The organism is Arthrobacter sp. LFS091, assembly GCF_047977885.1.
GTDB lineage: Bacteria > Actinomycetota > Actinomycetes > Actinomycetales > Micrococcaceae > Arthrobacter.
In genome coordinates this window covers 171,010-189,515 of sequence record NZ_JBFPFP010000007.1, presented here as the reverse complement: position 1 = coordinate 189,515, position 18,506 = coordinate 171,010, and the positions used below count along the sequence as shown (strand labels likewise).

Sequence of the window (18,506 nt, the reverse complement as noted above, 5' to 3'; positions counted from 1 at the left end):
GCCGGAACCGCTGCTAAACCTCTTCTACGGAACTGGGCTCTGCACGAGACAGATCGATGCCCAGTTCTTCCGCAGCCGTGAAGACTGCGTCATCAGAGTCACGCATTTCGATCGTGGTTCCGTCCGTGGAAAGAACTTCCACGTTCAGGCACAACGACTGCATTTCCTTGATCAAGACCTTGAAGGACTCGGGAACGCCAGGCTCAGGGATGTTCTCGCCCTTGACGATGGCTTCGTAGACCTTCACACGACCATGGATGTCATCCGACTTGATCGTGAGGAGTTCCTGAAGCGTGTAGGCGGCACCGTAGGCTTCGAGCGCCCACACTTCCATTTCACCGAAGCGCTGGCCACCGAACTGTGCCTTACCACCCAGCGGCTGCTGCGTGATCATGGAGTACGGGCCGGTGGAGCGCGCGTGGATCTTGTCGTCCACCAGGTGGTGGAGCTTCAGGATGTACATGTAACCGACGGAGATCGGGTCCGGGAACGGCTCGCCGGAGCGGCCGTCGAACAGACGGGTCTTGCCGGAGGAATCGATCAGGCGGTCGCCGTCGCGGGTCACGTTGGTGGAGTCAAGCAGGCCAGTGATTTCTTCTTCACGGGCGCCATCGAACACCGGGGTGGCAACGGTGGTCTGGCCGGTTTCACGGGGCAGGTTGGGCAGGTTCTTGACCCACTCCGGCTCGCCTTCGATCTTCCAACCGGTCTTGGCAACCCAACCCAGGTGGGTTTCCAGGACCTGGCCAACGTTCATACGACCCGGAACACCAAGCGGGTTCAGGACGATGTCCACCGGGGTACCGTCTGCAAGGAAGGGCATGTCCTCGATCGGCAGGATCTTGGAGATAACACCCTTGTTGCCGTGACGGCCGGCGAGCTTGTCGCCGTCGGTGATCTTACGCTTGGCTGCAACGTAGACGCGGACCAACTGGTTCACGCCCGGGGGCAGTTCGTCGTCGTTGTCGCGGTCGAAGACGCGCACGCCGATGACCGTACCGGACTCGCCGTGGGGCACCTTCAGCGAGGTGTCACGGACTTCGCGGGACTTCTCACCGAAGATGGCACGCAGCAGGCGCTCTTCCGGGGTCAGCTCGGTTTCACCCTTGGGGGTGACCTTGCCTACCAGGATGTCGCCTGCTTCAACCTCGGCACCGATGTGGATGATGCCGCGCTCGTCCAGGCCTGCCAGGACTTCCTCGGACACGTTGGGGATGTCACGGGTGATTTCCTCGGCACCAAGCTTGGTGTCGCGGGCATCAATTTCGTGCTCCTCGATGTGGATGGAGGAAAGAACATCCTCAGCGACGATGCGCTGGGACAGGATGATGGCGTCCTCGAAGTTGTGGCCTTCCCATGACATGAATGCCACGAGCAGGTTCTTACCAAGGGCAAGCTCACCCTGGTCCGTTGCGGGACCGTCAGCGATAATGCCGCCAACTTCCAGGCGCTGGCCTTCGTTGACCAGGACGCGGTGGTTGTAGCAGTTGCCCTGGTTGGAACGGGCGAACTTGTTGATGCGGTAGTTGGTTTCGGTGCCGTCGTCGTTGATCATCACAACGAGCTCGGCGGAAACCTCGGTAACCACACCTGCCTTCTTCGCGATGACAACGTCACCGGCGTCGACGGCTGCTGCACGTTCCATGCCGGTACCCACGAAAGGAGCCTCGGAACGGACCAGCGGCACAGCCTGGCGCTGCATGTTGGCACCCATGAGTGCGCGGTTTGCATCGTCATGCTCAAGGAACGGAATAAGGGCCGTTGCCACGGACACCATCTGGCGCGGGGAAACGTCCATGAACTGGACCTCGCCTGCGGGAACCAGGACGGGCTCGCCTCCACCACCACGGGCACGGACAAGGACAGTCTCTTCGGAGAACTTCTTGTCAGCATCCAGCGGGGCGTTGGCCTGTGCAATCAGGACCTCTGCTTCGTCGTCGGCCGTGAGGTACTGGACCTCGTCCGAGACAACTCCGTTGGACACCAGGCGGTACGGCGTCTCGATGAAGCCGAACGGGTTGATGCGGCCGTAGGAAGCCAACGAACCGATCAGACCAATGTTCGGGCCTTCAGGAGTTTCGATGGGGCACATACGTCCGTAGTGGGACGGGTGAACGTCTCGGACTTCCATGCCTGCACGGTCGCGGGACAGACCACCCGGGCCAAGTGCCGACAGGCGGCGCTTGTGGGTCAGACCCGAGAGCGGGTTGTTCTGGTCCATGAACTGCGACAGCTGGGAGGTTCCGAAGAACTCCTTGATGGCTGCAACAACGGGACGGATGTTGATCAGCGTCTGCGGCGTGATTGCCTCGACGTCCTGCGTGGTCATGCGTTCGCGAACAACGCGTTCCATACGGGACAGACCGGTGCGGACCTGGTTCTCGATCAGTTCGCCAACGGCGCGGATGCGACGGTTGCCGAAGTGGTCGATGTCATCGATGTCGACGCGGAGCTCGTGGTCCTGGCCATCGCGCTTGCCCATGAGGGTCTTCTCGCCGGCGTGGAGCGCAACGAGGAACTTGATCATGGCAACGATGTCTTCAACGTGCAGGACCGAAGCTTCCTTGTCGCCAAGGGAGCGGTCGATGCCGAGCTTGCGGTTGATCTTGTAACGGCCAACCTTGGCCAGATCGTAGCGCTTGGCGTTGAAGTACAGGTTGTCCAGCAGGGACTGGGCAGCCTCAACTGTGGGCGGCTCGCCCGGACGCAGCTTGCGGTAGATGTCCAAAAGGGCGTCTTCGCGGGTTTCGGTGGCGTCCTTCTCCAGCGTTGCACGCATGGAGTCGTACTGGCCGAACTCTTCCAGGATCTGGCCTTCGGTCCAGCCGAGTGCCTTCAGGAGAACGGTGACCGACTGCTTGCGCTTACGGTCAAGGCGAACGCCGACCTGGTCGCGCTTGTCGATTTCGAGTTCGAACCATGCGCCACGGGACGGGATGATCTTCGCGGTGAAGATGTCCTTGTCACTGGTCTTGTCTGCGGTGCGCTCAAAGTAGGCGCCCGGCGAACGGACCAGCTGGGAGACGACGACACGCTCGGTGCCGTTGACGACGAACGTTCCCTTCTCAGTCATGAGGGGGAAGTCGCCCATGAACACGGTCTGCTGCTTGATTTCGCCCGTGTTGTTGTTCATGAACTCGGCCTTGACGTACAGCGGGGCCGAGTAGGTGGCGTCACGGTCTTTACATTCGGCCATGGTGTACTTCGGGTCAGCGAACTCCGGCTCGGAGAAGCTCAGGGACATGGTGCCCTGGAAGTCCTCGATAGGGGAGATCTCTTCGAAGATGTCGGCAAGTCCGGAGGTGGTGGCGACGCTGAGGTCGCCCTCCTCGACAGCCTTCGCTACCCGCGCCTGCCAGCGTTCGTTTCCGACCAGCCAGTCAAAGCTGTCAGTCTGCAGGGCGAGAAGATTCGGAACATCAAGGGGTTCGTGAATCTTTGCGAATGAGAGGCGGCGGGTGGCACCATCGGTGCTTGCCGTGTTAGCGGTTTCGTTATTAGAGGTGCTCGAGGCGACCAAGAGGGATCCTTCCACAGACCTTCAGGCGTTTTCAGATCTCCCCCGTTTGCATTCCGCGGAGTGCTCCGCAGGATACTTGTTCCGGTTCCGCTATATGACCCGGACCCAGCCTGCCCAAGGCCGTGCACGTTGAGGAACGGCACGTCAATGACGCAGCTGAGAGGTAAAGCCCACCGCTATATGAAGGCTGAAGGTTAACAGGGAAGACGCAAATATCTACAATACGGGAAAACAGCCTTCCTGTCTACCCCAGATCGTCCGGGATTGCAAGCACCGTTGCTGAAGGCACCTACATGCCCATGCATGAGTCGCAAGGAATGCCTTGATGGGCGCCTTCGTTGAAGGGAGTAGGTTCACGCTCGCCCGCGATAGCCTTGCTACACCACTCCCGGATCGGAAGAGAGACCATGACCAACTCCGCTGACGACAATGATGTTGTCATTCTTGCCGCTTCCCGAACCCCACAGGGTCGGCTCAACGGGCAACTGGCGGGATTCACCGCCGTCGACCTTGGTGCGCACGCCATAACAGCCGCCCTGGCAGCCAGCGGCGCGAAAGCCGAACAGGTGGACGCCGTCATTATGGGCCAGGTACTGCAGGCCGGCGCCGGACAGAATCCGGCCCGCCAGAGCGCCATCGCCGCAGGTATCGGGTGGAACAGCCCGGCCGTCACCATCAACAAGGTGTGCCTCTCCGGTTTGACCGCAGTGATCGATGCTGCGCGCATGATCCGCAGCGGGGACGCGACAGTGGTGGTTGCCGGTGGCCAGGAATCCATGAGCCGCGCTCCCCACCTCCTGCCGGGCTCCCGGCAAGGATGGACCTACGGAGCCATCCAGGCCCTGGACGTCGCCGCCCACGACGGCCTCACGGATGCCTTCGATGGCCAGTCAATGGGTCTTTCCACCGAAACCAAGAACGTCACGCTCGGCATTGACCGCACCTCCCAGGACGAGGTCGCGGCCGCTTCACACCAGCGGGCCGCCGCGGCCATCGCGGACGGGACGTTCGACGTCGAAATCGCTCCGGTCAGCGTGAAGCAGCGCAAGGGCGATCCGGTGGTCCTCACCACGGACGAAGGAGTGCGGCCCAACACCACCGTGGAAACGTTGGCACCCCTCAAGGCCGCCTTCGCCACGGACGGCACCATCACAGCCGGCAATTCCTCTCCCCTGTCCGACGGCGCCTCCGCACTGGTGCTGGCAAGTCGCCGCTTCGCCGAGGACAACGGTTTGGAGTACCTGGCCGTGGTCGGTAAGCCGGGCCAGGTGGCCGGACCTGACAATTCCCTGCACTCCCAGCCGTCCAACGCGATCGCCCAGGCGCTGAAGCGGGCCGGGTGGACGGCAGAGGACCTGGACTTCATCGAGATCAATGAAGCGTTCGGTTCAGTGGCTGTCCAGTCCCTGAAGGACCTCCGCTATCCCCTGGAAAAGTGCAACATCCACGGCGGGGCCATCGCACTTGGGCATCCCATCGGCGCCTCCGGTGCCCGGTTGGCCCTCCACGCAGCCCACGAACTCAAGCGCCGGGGGACGGGCAAAGCCGCCGTTTCCCTGTGCGGTGGCGGCGGCCAGGGCGAGGCCTTGCTCCTGTACCGCGACTGATAGGAGACAGCATGTCTGAAAACGTGATGGACGGAGCCGAGCGCTTCCTGAAGGATGCCGCCGCCCGCGGACTGGACGTCGACGTCGTCGAACGTCCCGCTGCCCGCAGCCTTGAGGAGGCGGCCGGCATCCTGGGCATCAGCCCCGCGGACATTGTGAAGTCGCTGGTGGTCAAACACCGCGATGGGAGCTTCCTGTTCGCGCTCATTCCTGGGGACCGCCAGATTTCCTGGCCGAAGCTGCGCGCATTGGTGGGCGTCAACAAGCTCTCGCTCCCCCACGCCGACATCGCTTTGGCTGCCACCGGCTACGAACGCGGAACCATTACGCCCTTGGGCAGTACCACCGCGTGGCCGGTGTACGCGGACGCCACCATCACGGGGCGTCGGATCTCCATGGGCGCAGGCGCGCATGGCCGCAGCGCTTTCGTGGACGCCGACTCGCTCACTGCGGCGCTCGGGGCGACCGTGGCGGACATCAGCGAACCTTCCTAGGTCAACGCGGGGTCACTTACGGCCGGTAAATCCCCTGGGGATGGGCCGTAAGTGACCCCGCGTTGCTGCTTAAAGCAGGAAGCCCCGCCCGGCTCCTTTGACGGAACGGGCGGGGCTTCCACAAGCAAGACGAGTTACTTGAGGGTAACCGTTGCGCCAGCTTCTTCGAGCTGAGCCTTTGCCTTCTCGGCAGCTTCCTTGGTGGCGCCTTCGAGAACAGCCTTCGGTGCGCTGTCAACCAGGTCCTTGGCTTCCTTGAGGCCGAGGGAGGTGATGGCGCGAACTTCCTTGATCACTGCGATCTTCTTGTCGCCAGCAGCTTCGAGGATGACGTCGAAGTCAGTCTTCTCTTCAGCAGCTTCAGCAGCACCGCCGGCAGCGGGGCCAGCAACTGCAACAGCAGCAGCCGTAACTTCGAAGGTCTCTTCGAAGAGCTTGACGAACTCGGAGAGCTCGATGATGGTCAGTTCCTTGAAAGCTTCAATGAGCTCTTCGTTGCTGAGCTTCGCCATGGTGGCGTCCTTCCATTAGTTGGTGCGGATCCGGGCTAAACCGGTCCAAGCACCAGAGTTTGATTGAGGGGAGAACTTAGTTCTCTTCGGTTGCAGCTTCGGCAGCGGCCGGTGCTTCTTCAGCAGCCGGAGCTTCCTCTGTTGCAGCCTCTTCGGCGGCCGGGGCTTCTTCAGCGGCCGGTGCAGATGCGCCGCCCTCTTCTTCAAGCTTGAGGCGCAGAGCGTCGATGATGCGTGCAGCAGCGGATGCGGGAGCCTTGAGGACACCAGCAACGCGGGCAAGCTGCAGTTCGCGGGACTCGAGGGCTGCCAGTGCGGCAACTCCTGCTGCGTCCAATGCCTTGCCTTCGAAGACGCCGGTCTTGATGACCAGCTGCTTGTTGGCCTTGGCAAAGTCCGTCAGGCTCTTTGCAGCAGCAACAGCGTCACCCTTGATGAAGGCGATTGCAGTGGGGCCGGCAAGCTGATCGTTGAATGCTTCAACTCCAGCTTCCTTGGCTGCAATGGCGCTCAGGGTGTTCTTGACGACCGAGAACTTGGTGTCCTGGCCGAGTGCAACACGCAGTTCCTTGAGCTGTGCAACAGTGAGCCCGCGGTATTCGGTCAGGACAGCCGCGTTCGATTCCTTGAAATCGTTGGTGATCTCTGCAACTGCGGAGACCTTGCTAGGCGTTGTCATAACCCTCCTTCCGGGGATAAAAGCCGGTCTTCCGGGTCCCCGCTCACGAGAGCTAAAACTAAAAACGCCCCGCGCAGATGCACGGGGCTTGGCTCAACATGGTTTGATCCATGGAGACTTGCTTCGTTCACCTGCGCCGGCCGCCCTATGTTCAGGGTCCTTCGTCAAGGAATTCACTTGTGCCTCAGGGGCGCAGCTGCAGAATTGAGCTGGGCTCGAAAGAGTGGATTCCCATCAACCGACGGTCTTTGGTACTTCAAGATTACGGGAGACTGTGCAGCAAACCAAATCGGGGGCTGCCTAGTCGGACGTCGTTGCTCCGGATGCCCGCCCCGGAAGTTCCTTCTGCCACAAACCCGTGACACCCGCCGTCGCGAATCCAAGCTGCTTATTCACTGTGAGGAGGTAGCGGTTCTCGGGCGCATTCCATGTGTAGATCACCCGGGCATCAGGGAACTGCTCGCTGAGCCTTTCCATGTTGGCCACCTTGATCAGCAGGCCCAGCTTGTTGCCCCGGTGCTCCTGCAGGACCAGTGTGTCGTCCTGGAACACCACATCCTGGCGGTGTGCCAGGACGCTGATGGTGGTCAGGCCCACGATGCGTCCGCTCTCCAGGTGCTCGACGGCGGTCACCACCGTTCGCCGGCCCTGCGCCAATGCTGCGTCCTCGGTCTCCCGCAGGACGACGGGATCGAACACCATGCCCGTCGGTTCAAGACCGGGGGCTTCGCTGTCCTCGTCGTCGCGGACCACCTCCCCGGCGGCGTTCTCCAAGGCGGCCACGGCCTCCAGCCATGGCTCCGGGCACCGGTCTGTCCAGTGATGCAACGCGTAACGGCCGCCATTGGCCTCGTCGGCTTCCAACTGGAGGGTGGCCGCCAGTTTGGAATCGAGCGGCAGAATGCAGGAACTGAACTGCTCGATGTGCTGCAGCGTGTAGCCGGCCCGTTTCGCGAAATCCACCTCACGGCTGCTGACCGGAACGAAGCCCGCACCACTGCCGGGGATCAGCTGGTCCTCGGGAATCTCCGTCAGGGATGTGGCCGGGTGGTTGGTGTCCACCAGGACCATGGTGCGGCCTTCGGCCCGCGCCAGCTCCTCGGCCGCTTCCAACAACTGGCGTCCTACGCCGCGGCTCTGGAACTCAGGAAGGATGTCCAGGGTGAACTCGGCCAGGTCCATGTTGTCCGCCAGGGGCAAGGCGATATCCACGGTGCCCACGATGTCGCCGTCCACCTTGGCCACCAGGATGATTTGGCGTTCGTACGGATCGGAAAACTCGAGCAGCTTCTCCAAGGGGGTGTAGGCGAGGTCGTCACTCCCCCATGTCTCCATCCGGACCCTTCGCCCAACTTCAACGGCGGCCAGGAAATCATTGGCATCAGGGCTGTCCAGGGTGTCAGGCACCCACAGCTGCTCGATGTGAACGGTCTTCGCCTCGTCTACAGTCATCCCAGCCGTTTCTGCCATTCGCCTTCAAAGCCGGAGGGCTTGAATCCCAGGGCGATATTTATGGCCAGCATATGCCGGTTTTCATTGGCGTTCCATGTCAACACCGATGTGGCGCCCGGCCAGGAGTCCTTGGCGCTGCGCAGATTGGCGATCTTTATCACCATTCCCAAGCCATGACCCCGGTGTCCCGGAGCCACCAAGGTGTCCTCCTGGTAGATCACGGCAGGCCTCGCGTCACGGTAAGTCAGAACCGTATAGGCTGCCAGTTCACCAGTGGCATCGTGCCGGGCCGCCGCCGTCAGCGAGTCCCCGCCACTTGCCTGCCATGTGACTTCGTCCTGGCGCACCCGCGCAGCGTCCCACTCCTCACCCTCCCAGCCCAAACCGGCAAGAGGGACCTCTGTGCTCATCAAGCCCTTGAGCCTGGCAAAGGTGTCCACCAGGTCCTCCGGGCAGCTCCCCCGCCATGTTACGAGGCTGTAGCCCAATGCTTTGGGCGCCACTTCCGCTTCGCACTTTCGGAGCAGTGCTTCCGGCGCCGGGAAGGGCAGCAGGCTGCTCGTTTCGACCTGTTCCAACGAGTAGCCGTGGTGCAGGGCGAACCGGGTTGGCGCAGCGTTCAAGGGCACGCAACCTGCACCCGATTTCGACTCCAGGACTTCCGTGCCAGGTGCCACAAGCTGAATGGGCGCACCGCAATACGCATCGAAGGACACGCGTCCCCGTCCCCTCGCAATGCCCTCCAATGCTTTGAGGATCAGCGACCCAAAGCCACGCCGCCGATAAGGCGCGCTGACCACAACGTCCACGCCCGCCGTCGTCGTGTTCTCGCTCAAGGGCAGTGTCAGTGTTCCGCTACCCACAACGGTGCCGTCCAGGCGGGCCAGGAAAACCTGCCGTTCTTCGTAGTTGTTGCCCTGCCAGAAGAGCACCGCCTCGGCAAAGGTGGCGCAGCGGTCCAGGTTGCCCCACAGCTCCAATTCGTGGGCTTCCGCCAACTGCTGGAAAGCTCTGAAGTCGGCCGATCCACTGGCCGCGGGACTCTTGGGGACGGCGATCCGTTCTACGGACAGCTCCCCACGTGCTGAAATGTTCGACGTCGACACGCACCACAGCCTACGGCCCACCTTCCGCAAGGAACAGGCAGGACAACAAAAGGACCGCCCGGCTAAGCCGGACGGTCCTTCATGTTCAGAGCAAGGGCTCCTGAAGCTTACGCTTCGGTGAGGACCTTGGTGACGTTCGGGTCAACGGTGATGCCCGGACCGAACGTGGTGGCAACAGTAGCCTTCTGGATGTAGCGGCCCTTGGAAGCGGACGGCTTCAGACGAAGCACCTCTTCCAGTGCAGCTGCGTAGTTCTCGGCCAGCTTGTTGGCGTCGAAGGACACCTTGCCGATGATGAAGTGAAGGTTGGAGTGCTTGTCGACGCGGAAGTCGATCTTGCCGCCCTTGATGTCGTTGACAGCCTTGGTGACGTCCGGAGTAACCGTACCGGTCTTCGGGTTCGGCATGAGGTTACGCGGGCCGAGGACCTTACCGAGGCGGCCAACCTTGCCCATGAGGTCAGGGGTTGCCACTGCGGCGTCGAAGTCGGTCCAGCCGGCTGCGATCTTTTCGATCAGGTCATCGGAACCAACGAAGTCGGCGCCGGCAGCGATTGCTGCTTCAGCCTTGTCACCGGTTGCGAAAACGAGGACGCGGGCGGTCTTACCGGTGCCGTGCGGCAGGTTGACGGTGCCACGAACCATCTGGTCGGCCTTACGCGGGTCAACGCCCAAACGGAAAGCTACCTCAACGGTTGCGTCGAACTTGGAAGGGTTGGTGTCCTTCGCGAGGTTGATAGCTTCGACCGGGGCGTAGATCTTGCCAGCCTCGATCTTGGCTACGGCTGCCTCATATGCTTTGCTGCGCTTTGCCATGCTGCTGTTTCTCCTTGTGCAGTTGTGGTCTGCGGACCGCGCTGGGTCCTGCCACAGTCATGGGATCCGGCAAGGATCCTCACGACATTTCAATGTTCAAATGCCGGTTGCCCGGCGGGGGAAAGCTGGGATCAGCCCTCTACCGTGATGCCCATGGAACGGGCGGTGCCTGCGATGATCAGGGCAGCTGCCTTGATGTCGTTGGCGTTGAGGTCTTCCATCTTGGTGGAAGCGATCTCTTCAACCTGTGCCTGGGTCAGCTTGGCAACCTTGACGGTGTGCGGGGTAGCCGAACCCTTGGCAACGCCTGCAGCCTTCTTGATGAGCTCTGCAGCCGGCGGGGTCTTGGTGATGAAGGTGAAGGAACGGTCTTCGTAAACCGTGATTTCAACCGGGATAACGTTTCCGCGCTGGGATTCCGTTGCAGCGTTGTACGCCTTGCAGAATTCCATGATGTTGACACCGTGCTGGCCAAGCGCAGGACCGATCGGCGGAGCCGGGTTAGCGGCACCTGCCTGGATCTGCAGCTTGATGAGGCCGGTGACCTTCTTCTTGGGAGCCAATGTAGGGTCCTTCTCTCAATAGCTTCCTGGGACACAGGAGCGCGTCCCAGGTTGGTGGCCGCCATGGCAAGGCGGCCGGCCGCTCCCGAACTGCTAAGCAGGCAGGGCTGGAGCGAAATTTGTGAATCAGCTAGATCTTTGTGACCTGGTTGAATGCGAGCGTCACCGGGGTTTCGCGCTCGAAGATCGAGACCAGCACCACCAGGGTCTGGGACTCGGGCTTGATCTCGGAAATCGTGGCCGGGAGGGTCTCGAAGGGGCCTTCCTTGACGATGACCGATTCGCCGACCTCGAAGTCGACGGCCACGGGAGCCTGGTTCTGCTTGTTGACCGGCTTGCCCTGCTCTGCCTGCTCTTCTTCGAAGACCGGGGCGAGCATGGAGAAGACCTCATCCAAGCGCAGCGGAACCGGGTTGTGGGCGTTGCCTACGAAGCCGGTGACACCGGGAGTGTGGCGGACAGCGCCCCAGGAAGCGTCCGTCAGGTCCATGCGGACCAGGACATAGCCGGGGATACGCACGCGGTTAATGACTTTGCGCTGCGCGTTCTTGATCTCGACGACCTCTTCCATGGGCACCTGGATTTCGAAGATGTAATCTTCCATGTCCAGGGTCTGGATGCGGGTCTCAAGGTTGGCCTTCACGCGGTTCTCGTAACCGGCGTAGGAGTGGATGACGTACCAGTCACCCTCCTGGCGGCGCAGCTTGCCCTTGAATTCCTCGGCGGGATCCACGGGTGCTGCAGCAGCAGCGGCAGCCAGGGCATCGCCGTCGGAATCTTCCGCAGCGTCGTCTTCGTCCTCGACATCGGCGGATGCGTCATCCGACTCGTCATCCACGTCAGCCTCGAAAGCGTCTTCGGAATCGTCGGCGTCGGCAGATTCGGGCGCAGCGGAATCAACCTCGGACTCTTCCACAGCTTCAGCTGCGGCGTCGTCAGTTGCTTCCAGCTCAGTCTCGTTTATCTCGAGCTCCTGCTCAGACACTTGGTCTCCTGCTTCCTCATTGCCTAACATGCCTATTTAAATGGCTCAATTCCGCAAACCCTGTCTATCCGGAGGAATTGACACAGTTTGCGGACAGATCCGCTTAGCGGTCCTTGATGCCTGACCCACCGAAGACCCAGCTGGCACCGGTCCCGAAGGCGATATCCAGCAGGCTGACGATGACCATCATGATGACCACGAACACCAGCACCACGAGCGTGTAGTTGATCAGTTCCTTGCGGGTGGGGGCAACAACCTTCTTCAGTTCACCAATGACCTGGCGGACGAAGAGTGCAATACGGGCGAAGAAGCCGCGATCGGCTTTCTTGGCGGGACGGCCCTTTGAGCTGCTGGCAGCTGTTTCGGTCACCTGGTCCTCACTCACCTTGCAAAGTCGTTGACCCGACTCTGATCAGAGCCATGGTTGCTGCGCGTGTTCCGGCGTTTCCGCCGGAACAGCTTGCGCAGGGCAGACAGGACTCGAACCTGCAACCTGCGGTTTTGGAGACCGCTGCGCTACCAATTGCGCCACTACCCTATGGAATGAATCCATGTTTCAGGCCGCACTTCAGCCTGTGGTGCTTTTCAACACCGGTGAACCAGTCTACGCAAGAATTTCGCGATAGTCGAACCGGCCTGTTCAAGCACCTCCGGATCCTGGATAAAGCCTGTGACCAGCAACATCAGTCACAAACTCCGGCAGGCGCCCGGGAGCTCCGCAGAACAGCATAAGGTAGTTTACGTCGAATCCCATCATCCAGCCCATGAGCTGCCTGCGAAGAACGGTACCTAGATGTCAGCCGGAACAACTGCCGCCCGCATTTCACAGCGAATCTCCGCCATTGCCGAATCCGCCACCCTTGCCGTTGATGCCAAGGCCAAGGCATTGAAGGCCGCAGGACGTCCCGTGATCGGGTTCGGCGCGGGCGAACCCGACTTTCCTACGCCGGACTACATTGTCCAGGCAGCCATCGAAGCGGCCAGCCAGCCGAAGTACCACCGCTACTCCCCCGCAGGAGGTCTTCCCGAGCTGAAGAAAGCCATTGCCGACAAGACCCTGCGGGACTCCGGCTACAAGGTTGATCCTTCCCAGGTCCTGGTCACCAATGGTGGCAAGCAGGCCGTGTACAACACCTTCGCAACCCTGGTTGACCCGGGCGACGAAGTCATCATCCCCACCCCGTTCTGGACCACCTACCCGGAAGCCATCCGCCTCGCAGGCGGCGTGCCTGTGGAAGTTTTCGCCGGCCCCGAGCAGGGCTACCTGGTGACGGTTGAGCAGCTGGAAGCGGCGCTCACGGACAAGACCAAGATTTTGCTGTTCGTTTCTCCGTCCAACCCCACCGGTGCTGTCTACAGCCCGGAACAGGTTGCGGAGATCGGCAAGTGGGCTGCGGCCAAGGGCCTGTGGGTGGTCACCGACGAAATCTACGAGCACCTCACGTACGACGGCGTTGAGTTCACCTCGATCGCCACTGCCGCCCCGGAGCTCGGTGACAAGGTAGTCATCCTCAACGGTGTCGCCAAGACCTATGCCATGACCGGCTGGCGCGTCGGTTGGATGATCGGCCCGGCAGATGTCATCAAGGCCGCAACCAACCTTCAGTCGCACGCGACGTCGAACGTTTCGAACATCATGCAGGTCGCGGCCGCCGCTGCCCTCACGGGCCCGCTGACCGCCGTCGACGAAATGAAGGTGGCCTTCGACCGCCGCCGCAAGGCGATAGTCGCCGGACTGAACGCCATTGAAGGCGTTGAATGCCCGACGCCGACAGGCGCCTTCTACGTCTACGCTGACGTGCGGGGCCTGCTGGGTAAGGAATTCGAAACGTCCAACGGCCCCGTCCGCCCTGAAACCTCCGCTGAACTGGCGGCGCTCATCCTCGACGAAGTTGAAGTTGCGATCGTTCCGGGCGAAGCTTTCGGCCCCTCCGGCTACGTCCGCCTGTCCTACGCACTCGGAGACGAAGACCTCGCCGAGGGCGTCCGCCGCATCCAGGAATTCCTGGGTAAGGCCAAATAACGGTCCGTCCTGACGGCGAACGCTCTTCCAACCCCGGCGGGTGGAAGAGCGTTCGCGGTTAAGGGGGCGGGACGTGATTGAGCGTTCGGCCCAAGCGGGCGGGACGTGAGAGAGCGTCAGAGGAGGCGGCGCTCGGCCGCCCATTTCGTGAGCTCATGCCGGCTGGAGAGCTGCAGCTTCCTCAAGACCGCGGACACATGCGTTTCAACGGTCTTGATGGAAATGAAGAGTTCCTTGGCCACTTCCTTATAGCTATATCCGCGCGCGATAAGCCTCATGACTTCCAGTTCCCGGGCAGAGAGCTTGTCCAGTTCATCGTCCGCGATGTCCGCCGGAGCCGTCCCAAAGGCATCGAGCACGAAGCCCGCCAGCCGTGGCGAGAAGACGGCGTCACCATCGGCCACCCGGATCACGGCGTCGGAAATCTCCTTGCCGGAAATGGTCTTGGTAACGTAGCCGCGCGCGCCGGCGCGAATCACGGAAACCACGTCCTCGGCTGCGTCGGAGACGCTGAGGGCCAGGAAGCTGGTGGTACCAAGCAACGCGTTTGAACCGGCGATGACTTCCCGGCCGCCCCCACCCAGGCCGCCCGGAAGGTGGACGTCAAGCAGCACCACCTCCGGGCGCTTCTCCGCTATCACGGCGATGGCTTGTTCCACGGTGCCGGCCTCGCCCACCACGTCCATGCGTTCATCGAGGTCGGCTTTGAGCCCGGAGCGGAAGATGGTGTGGTCATCCACGATCACCACCCGCACCCTGCGTCCCGCGCCACTGTCAGGGTTGGTATTCATTGCTTCGATTCTCCATTCCGAGCATCACTGGTCCGTTGTTCCCCGGCTTCCACGGTTGCCGAAGGGAGCACCAAGCGGACTTCCGTGCCTGCACTGCTGCTGGTGATTACCGCTGTACCGCCGTGCCGCTTCATGCGGCCGATGATTGATTCTTTGACACCCAACCTGTCTTCGGGGACAGCATCGGGATCGAAGCCGGGGCCGCGATCCTTAATGAAGATCTCCGTGCTGCCTGCCGTACTTTCCATGTACACAGAGACCGTTCCTCCACCATGCCTCGAAGCGTTGAGCATCGCTTCCCTGGCAGCCTGGACCAGGGCTTCATGCCGGTCCGTCATGGCGGTATCCCCCACTGTTACCACCTCGACTGCTTGGCCGTGGGAATCTTCCACCTCGGCCGCCACGGATTTTATGCGGTCAGCGAGGAGCCCGGATTCCTTGGCCGCGTCGCTGAAGAGCCAGGCACGGAGTTCGCGTTCCTGCGCCCTTGCCAGGCGCACCACGTCCTGTTCGGAACCGGCCCGGCGTTGGATCAGGGCCAGGGTCTGGAGGACAGAGTCGTGCAGATGCGCCGCGATCTCGGCCCGCTCCGTCTCGCGTACCCGTCCGGCCCGTTCAGTCTCAAGGTCCTTCCAAAACTTAAGGCCCCATGGCAGGAGCACCAAGGCCACCCCACCCAAAACAGCCACGGATGCCAGCAGCGCCAGCCACGTTTGCTCCCACGAACCCGAACCGGACACCATCACCAAGACGCCGGCCACCACCAGCGCCAGGCCTGCTGCCAAGCGAACCCAGCCACCGGCTTGGTCGGCTTTCGTCTTGTCCACCAGGCCTGCCCTGCGGGTCTCGTCCAACTGCATCCAGGCGATCGCCGCACCACCCAGGATGGCCGCAGCCGGGATCAGCGTCCCCAAGGGGACGTCCACGCCGAACTGGCGCGCGATCAGGATGGCCGCCACCAGCAGCAAGGCGGCGCCCAACAGGATTTCCTTGCCGTACTGGATCCGACGGAAGGAGAACCACGATGCCAGCGCTGTCCCGCCCCACCGGTCTTCAGCGGAGGCAGCGCCGAAGCCATACGGTGCTCCCTCCGGGCTGGCGGTACCTCCGGCCGCTGGTCCGGCCGTTGGTCCGGCAGCAGCCGTGCCACCCGCAGAACGGTCACCGGGCACGGTCGCCGACCCTCCGGCGTCGTACGCTGCTGTGGCGGGGCCGACGCCGGGTGCCGGCACGGGCGGCAGGCTCACCGCCGGGGCAATGGGCGACGCCGGTCGGCGGGCGTTGCGCTTGGCGTTCTCATCCGCGGTGGGAACCATGGTCCACAGCCACGCGTAAAAGGCCACGCCCGCTCCACCGGCGAAGCAAGCCAAAATCATGCCGAGCCGTACGTATTTGACGGGCCAGCCCAGGTGGTCGGCCAATCCACTGCAGACGCCCGCGATCATGCGGTCGCTGCTGCGAACCAGCGCGGGGCGTTGTACAGCGGTTGTCATGTACCAATCCAAGCACGGATCAGGGTGCCCCGGACCGGGAACCAGCGTGGTTCGGGGGTCTCTCAGGGATCATTCAGGGTATCCCCCAGTAGAGGGCATGGGGCGCGGAACGGCAGGATCGAAGTATGAACGCGAACAGCATGAACCCAGAGGAACCCGGAACGCCTGGCAATGCCGGCCCGTCCGGCTCCAGTGCCTACACCGGTGCTCCTGCGGGCACGGGTCCCGAGGGCGGAAAGGGCGCCCCCACCAGCGGGGACACGTCCCCTGCCCAGCAGAACTTCTTCGACTGGATCCGCAGCCAGGGCATCCGCCGCGGTCCGGACCGGTGGATCGGTGGCGTCGCGAGCGGCGTAGCCCACAGGTTCGGCATCGACCCCCTGATCGTGAGGGGCATCTTCATTGTCCTGGCGCTCTTTGCGGGCGTGGGCGTGCTCCTCTATGGCGTTGCCTGGGCACTCCTGCCGGAACCCGATGGCCGGATCCACGTACAGGAAGCTGCAGCGGGCCGCTGGTCCGGTGGCATGACGGGCGCGCTGATCACTACCATCATCGGCCTGCCGGGCCTGGGGCGCGGTTTCTGGGGCTGGGGATGGGATGGACTGCCCGGCCTGTTCTGGACCCTCTTCTGGGTGGGCGGCGTCTTCTACCTGATCTACTTCCTGGTCCAACGCAATAAGGCGTCGAAGGGGACTCCGCCCGTAAGGCAGCAAAACTACGCAACGGCTCCGGGCAGTTCGCCCGCCTACGGCACGCCCACCACTTACAGCGCCGCGACGGCGACGGGCACCAACACCGGCGTTCCTGTTTACGGCCCGGCCCAAGCCGGCACCACGCACCACGGGCGTCCGAATCCGTCCGGCAACTACGGTTCCGGCCCTGTTCCACCATCCGGCCCTGTTCCACCATCCGGCCCTGTTCCGCCGTCCGGACCTACTCCCCCACAGGGATGGCAGCAGAAACCAGCTGCCCCGAAGCGTAAGGGACCGGGTCCCGCGATCGTCGCAGTCTCTGCCGGTGCCGCGCTGCTGGCCGGCGGAACGTTGAAGGCGCTCGACGCCGGTAACGTCATTGAGCTGGGCAACTCCGCAAACGCCGTGGTCTGGGCCACGGGGGCTGCGGTCCTAGGCATCGGCATCCTGGTGGCAGGTCTCCGTGGACGGACATCGGGGTTCCTGGGATTCCTGGCAATCGTGGCACTCATCATCGGCGGAATCTTCAACGTGGTTCCCAGGAACGGCGACCGCTTCAGCTTCCACGACGTAAACTGGGCACCCACCAGCCTGGAGCAGGCGCGCCAGGGCATCAATGTCACCGGAGCCCAAGGCCGCTTGGACTTGAGCGATATGACCCTGGCGGCGCCCCTGATCTCTGAAGTGGTGGTCCCCGTGGACGCCACCGCCAGCAACGTGACCGTTGTTATCCCGGACAACGTGCCCGTGGAGGTCAAGGCGGACATGACCTTCGGAAACCTCAACGAACGCGGCTCTGACCGCGGCGGCCGCCTCCAGGACGACACCACCGTCTACAACACGGACAAGCCCGGAGCCAACCTTGTGGTGAAAATTGACGGCACGTTCAGCAACGTGACCATCCAGGAAGGAAACTGACATGGGTACCAACGAGCCAGGCGAGGCACGCGACGCACAACCGACCGAGGCCCTGCCCAAGGAAACCCGTCCCACGCAGGCCCTGCCCAAGCCGCAGCTCCAGCAGATTCCCTTGACGCCCCCGCTGGAACCCACGTACCGGGTGGAGCCCAAGGACGACGATGGGCCTCGCCAGGCCAGGATCGGAACAATGGTGTGGGGTTTGATCGTCATCGCCTTGGCCGCCCTGATCGTCGTTTCCACTCTTGGCTGGGTGGCACTGAACGGCACCTATGTGCTGATCGGCCTCATGATTGGAGCCGGTGCGGCATTAATAGTCGGCGGCCTTTTGTCCGCCCGCAAGGGTTCAGCCAAATCAAAGAGTTCGGCACGGTGACTTGGCCGTGCACGTGACAAAGCATCCACAACAAGGAAGTGTGTAGCCATGGACAAGTTCTTCAGCATCGTCAGGGGTTTCGGCCTGAAGCGTGGGCCACAGCGTTGGCTGGGCGGCGTCTGCGGAGGGATCGCAGCCAAGCTCAACGTGGACGTGGCGTACGTCCGCGTCGCGTTCCTGCTCTTCTGCTTGCTCCCAGGGCCAGCATTCGTGGTCTACATCCTGGCTTGGCTCATCCTGCCGGACCAGCAGGGCAAAATCGCCCTCGAATCCTTCATTAGCCAGCGTTCCAGGTAATAGCCTGAATCGCAGAGAAGCGCCTTGCCTGCCGGCAGGGCGCTTTTGCTTGTTTTCAGGCAGGTTTCCAATACCGCACGGCCAGGTTAAAAAGTAACCGTTTGTGTCCCACCCCACATGCCCGTCTACAATCATGGGGAGCTCAGCGTGGCGCTCTGACGTATTCCTCCAAGCCATGAGTGA

Annotated in this window: 17 protein-coding genes and 1 tRNA gene; 6 read left to right on the top strand and 12 right to left on the bottom strand. The window is 62.4% G+C overall.

Features of this window, described 5'->3' with window-relative positions:
- Window positions 1-13: 13 nt before the first annotated feature.
- Window positions 14-3,520 (bottom strand): DNA-directed RNA polymerase subunit beta, encoded by a 3,507-nt coding sequence (gene rpoB, locus ACNQOP_RS14770; RefSeq protein ID WP_235517129.1) that lies wholly within the window; start codon window positions 3,518-3,520, stop codon window positions 14-16.
- Between the two features lie 407 nt (window positions 3,521-3,927).
- Here rpoB and ACNQOP_RS14765 point away from each other — a divergent pair, with 407 nt between their 5' ends.
- A complete protein-coding gene (locus ACNQOP_RS14765) occupies window positions 3,928-5,127 on the top strand; it encodes an acetyl-CoA C-acetyltransferase (RefSeq protein WP_416404939.1) in 1,200 nt (399 codons plus the stop codon).
- A gap of 11 nt (window positions 5,128-5,138) precedes the next feature.
- Complete coding sequence (locus ACNQOP_RS14760; protein WP_235517131.1) at window positions 5,139-5,621, top strand: aminoacyl-tRNA deacylase; 483 nt, start codon at window positions 5,139-5,141, stop codon at window positions 5,619-5,621.
- Window positions 5,622-5,755: 134 nt separating this feature from the next.
- On the opposite strand, the gene rplL is transcribed toward ACNQOP_RS14760, so the two are convergent.
- From rplL to ACNQOP_RS14715, 9 genes are all read right to left on the bottom strand, one after another.
- The gene (gene rplL, locus ACNQOP_RS14755; RefSeq protein ID WP_223933995.1) at window positions 5,756-6,133 is read right to left on the bottom strand and encodes a 50S ribosomal protein L7/L12; all 378 of its coding nucleotides are present in this window, start codon (window positions 6,131-6,133) and stop codon (window positions 5,756-5,758) included.
- Between the two features lie 76 nt (window positions 6,134-6,209).
- Window positions 6,210-6,812, bottom strand: a complete 603-nt coding sequence (gene rplJ, locus ACNQOP_RS14750; protein ID WP_235517132.1) for a 50S ribosomal protein L10 — start codon at window positions 6,810-6,812, stop codon at window positions 6,210-6,212.
- Between the two features lie 300 nt (window positions 6,813-7,112).
- Entirely contained in the window at window positions 7,113-8,282 is a 1,170-nt protein-coding gene (locus ACNQOP_RS14745) for a GNAT family N-acetyltransferase (protein ID WP_416404938.1), read from the bottom strand.
- Window positions 8,261-9,370, bottom strand: a complete 1,110-nt coding sequence (locus tag ACNQOP_RS14740) for a GNAT family N-acetyltransferase (protein WP_416404937.1) — start codon at window positions 9,368-9,370, stop codon at window positions 8,261-8,263. Before ACNQOP_RS14740 ends, ACNQOP_RS14745 begins: the two co-directional genes overlap by 22 nt.
- Window positions 9,371-9,477: 107 nt before the next feature.
- Complete coding sequence (gene rplA / locus ACNQOP_RS14735; RefSeq protein ID WP_284986474.1) at window positions 9,478-10,185, bottom strand: 50S ribosomal protein L1; 708 nt, start codon at window positions 10,183-10,185, stop codon at window positions 9,478-9,480.
- 131 nt (window positions 10,186-10,316) lie between these two features.
- Entirely contained in the window at window positions 10,317-10,748 is a 432-nt protein-coding gene (gene rplK, locus ACNQOP_RS14730; protein ID WP_011775609.1) for a 50S ribosomal protein L11, read from the bottom strand.
- 130 nt (window positions 10,749-10,878) lie between these two features.
- Entirely contained in the window at window positions 10,879-11,733 is an 855-nt protein-coding gene (nusG, locus tag ACNQOP_RS14725) for a transcription termination/antitermination protein NusG (RefSeq protein ID WP_416404936.1), read from the bottom strand.
- Between the two features lie 103 nt (window positions 11,734-11,836).
- The gene (gene secE, locus ACNQOP_RS14720) at window positions 11,837-12,118 is read right to left on the bottom strand and encodes a preprotein translocase subunit SecE (RefSeq protein ID WP_235517137.1); all 282 of its coding nucleotides are present in this window, start codon (window positions 12,116-12,118) and stop codon (window positions 11,837-11,839) included.
- An 80-nt stretch (window positions 12,119-12,198) separates the two neighbouring features.
- Window positions 12,199-12,271, bottom strand: a tRNA-Trp gene (locus ACNQOP_RS14715).
- Window positions 12,272-12,526: 255 nt separating this feature from the next.
- Between ACNQOP_RS14715 and ACNQOP_RS14710 the strand changes: the two genes are divergently transcribed.
- Window positions 12,527-13,756 carry a pyridoxal phosphate-dependent aminotransferase gene (locus tag ACNQOP_RS14710; protein WP_349471140.1) on the top strand — a complete coding sequence of 410 codons (1,230 nt, stop codon included), beginning with the start codon at window positions 12,527-12,529 and terminating at the stop codon, window positions 13,754-13,756.
- A gap of 116 nt (window positions 13,757-13,872) precedes the next feature.
- On the opposite strand, the gene ACNQOP_RS14705 is transcribed toward ACNQOP_RS14710, so the two are convergent.
- Together ACNQOP_RS14705 and ACNQOP_RS14700 are read right to left on the bottom strand one after the other, a co-directional pair.
- Window positions 13,873-14,547: a LuxR C-terminal-related transcriptional regulator gene (locus tag ACNQOP_RS14705; protein ID WP_257370563.1), complete on the bottom strand. Its 675-nt coding sequence runs from the start codon at window positions 14,545-14,547 to the stop codon at window positions 13,873-13,875.
- Window positions 14,544-16,040, bottom strand: coding sequence for a PspC domain-containing protein (locus ACNQOP_RS14700; protein ID WP_416404935.1), 1,497 nt, complete (start codon window positions 16,038-16,040; stop codon window positions 14,544-14,546). Before ACNQOP_RS14700 ends, ACNQOP_RS14705 begins: the two co-directional genes overlap by 4 nt.
- 125 nt (window positions 16,041-16,165) lie before the next feature.
- On the opposite strand from ACNQOP_RS14700, the gene ACNQOP_RS14695 reads away from it, so the two are divergent.
- From ACNQOP_RS14695 to ACNQOP_RS14685, 3 genes are read left to right on the top strand one after another with little or no spacing between them, the layout of a single operon-like run.
- Complete coding sequence (locus tag ACNQOP_RS14695) at window positions 16,166-17,650, top strand: PspC domain-containing protein (RefSeq protein ID WP_416404934.1); 1,485 nt, start codon at window positions 16,166-16,168, stop codon at window positions 17,648-17,650.
- A 1-nt stretch (window position 17,651) separates the two neighbouring features.
- Window positions 17,652-18,026, top strand: a complete 375-nt coding sequence (locus tag ACNQOP_RS14690; protein ID WP_416404933.1) for a hypothetical protein — start codon at window positions 17,652-17,654, stop codon at window positions 18,024-18,026.
- Between the two features lie 48 nt (window positions 18,027-18,074).
- Window positions 18,075-18,323 (top strand): PspC domain-containing protein, encoded by a 249-nt coding sequence (locus tag ACNQOP_RS14685; protein ID WP_235517143.1) that lies wholly within the window; start codon window positions 18,075-18,077, stop codon window positions 18,321-18,323.
- The last annotated feature ends 183 nt before the right edge of the window (window positions 18,324-18,506 follow it).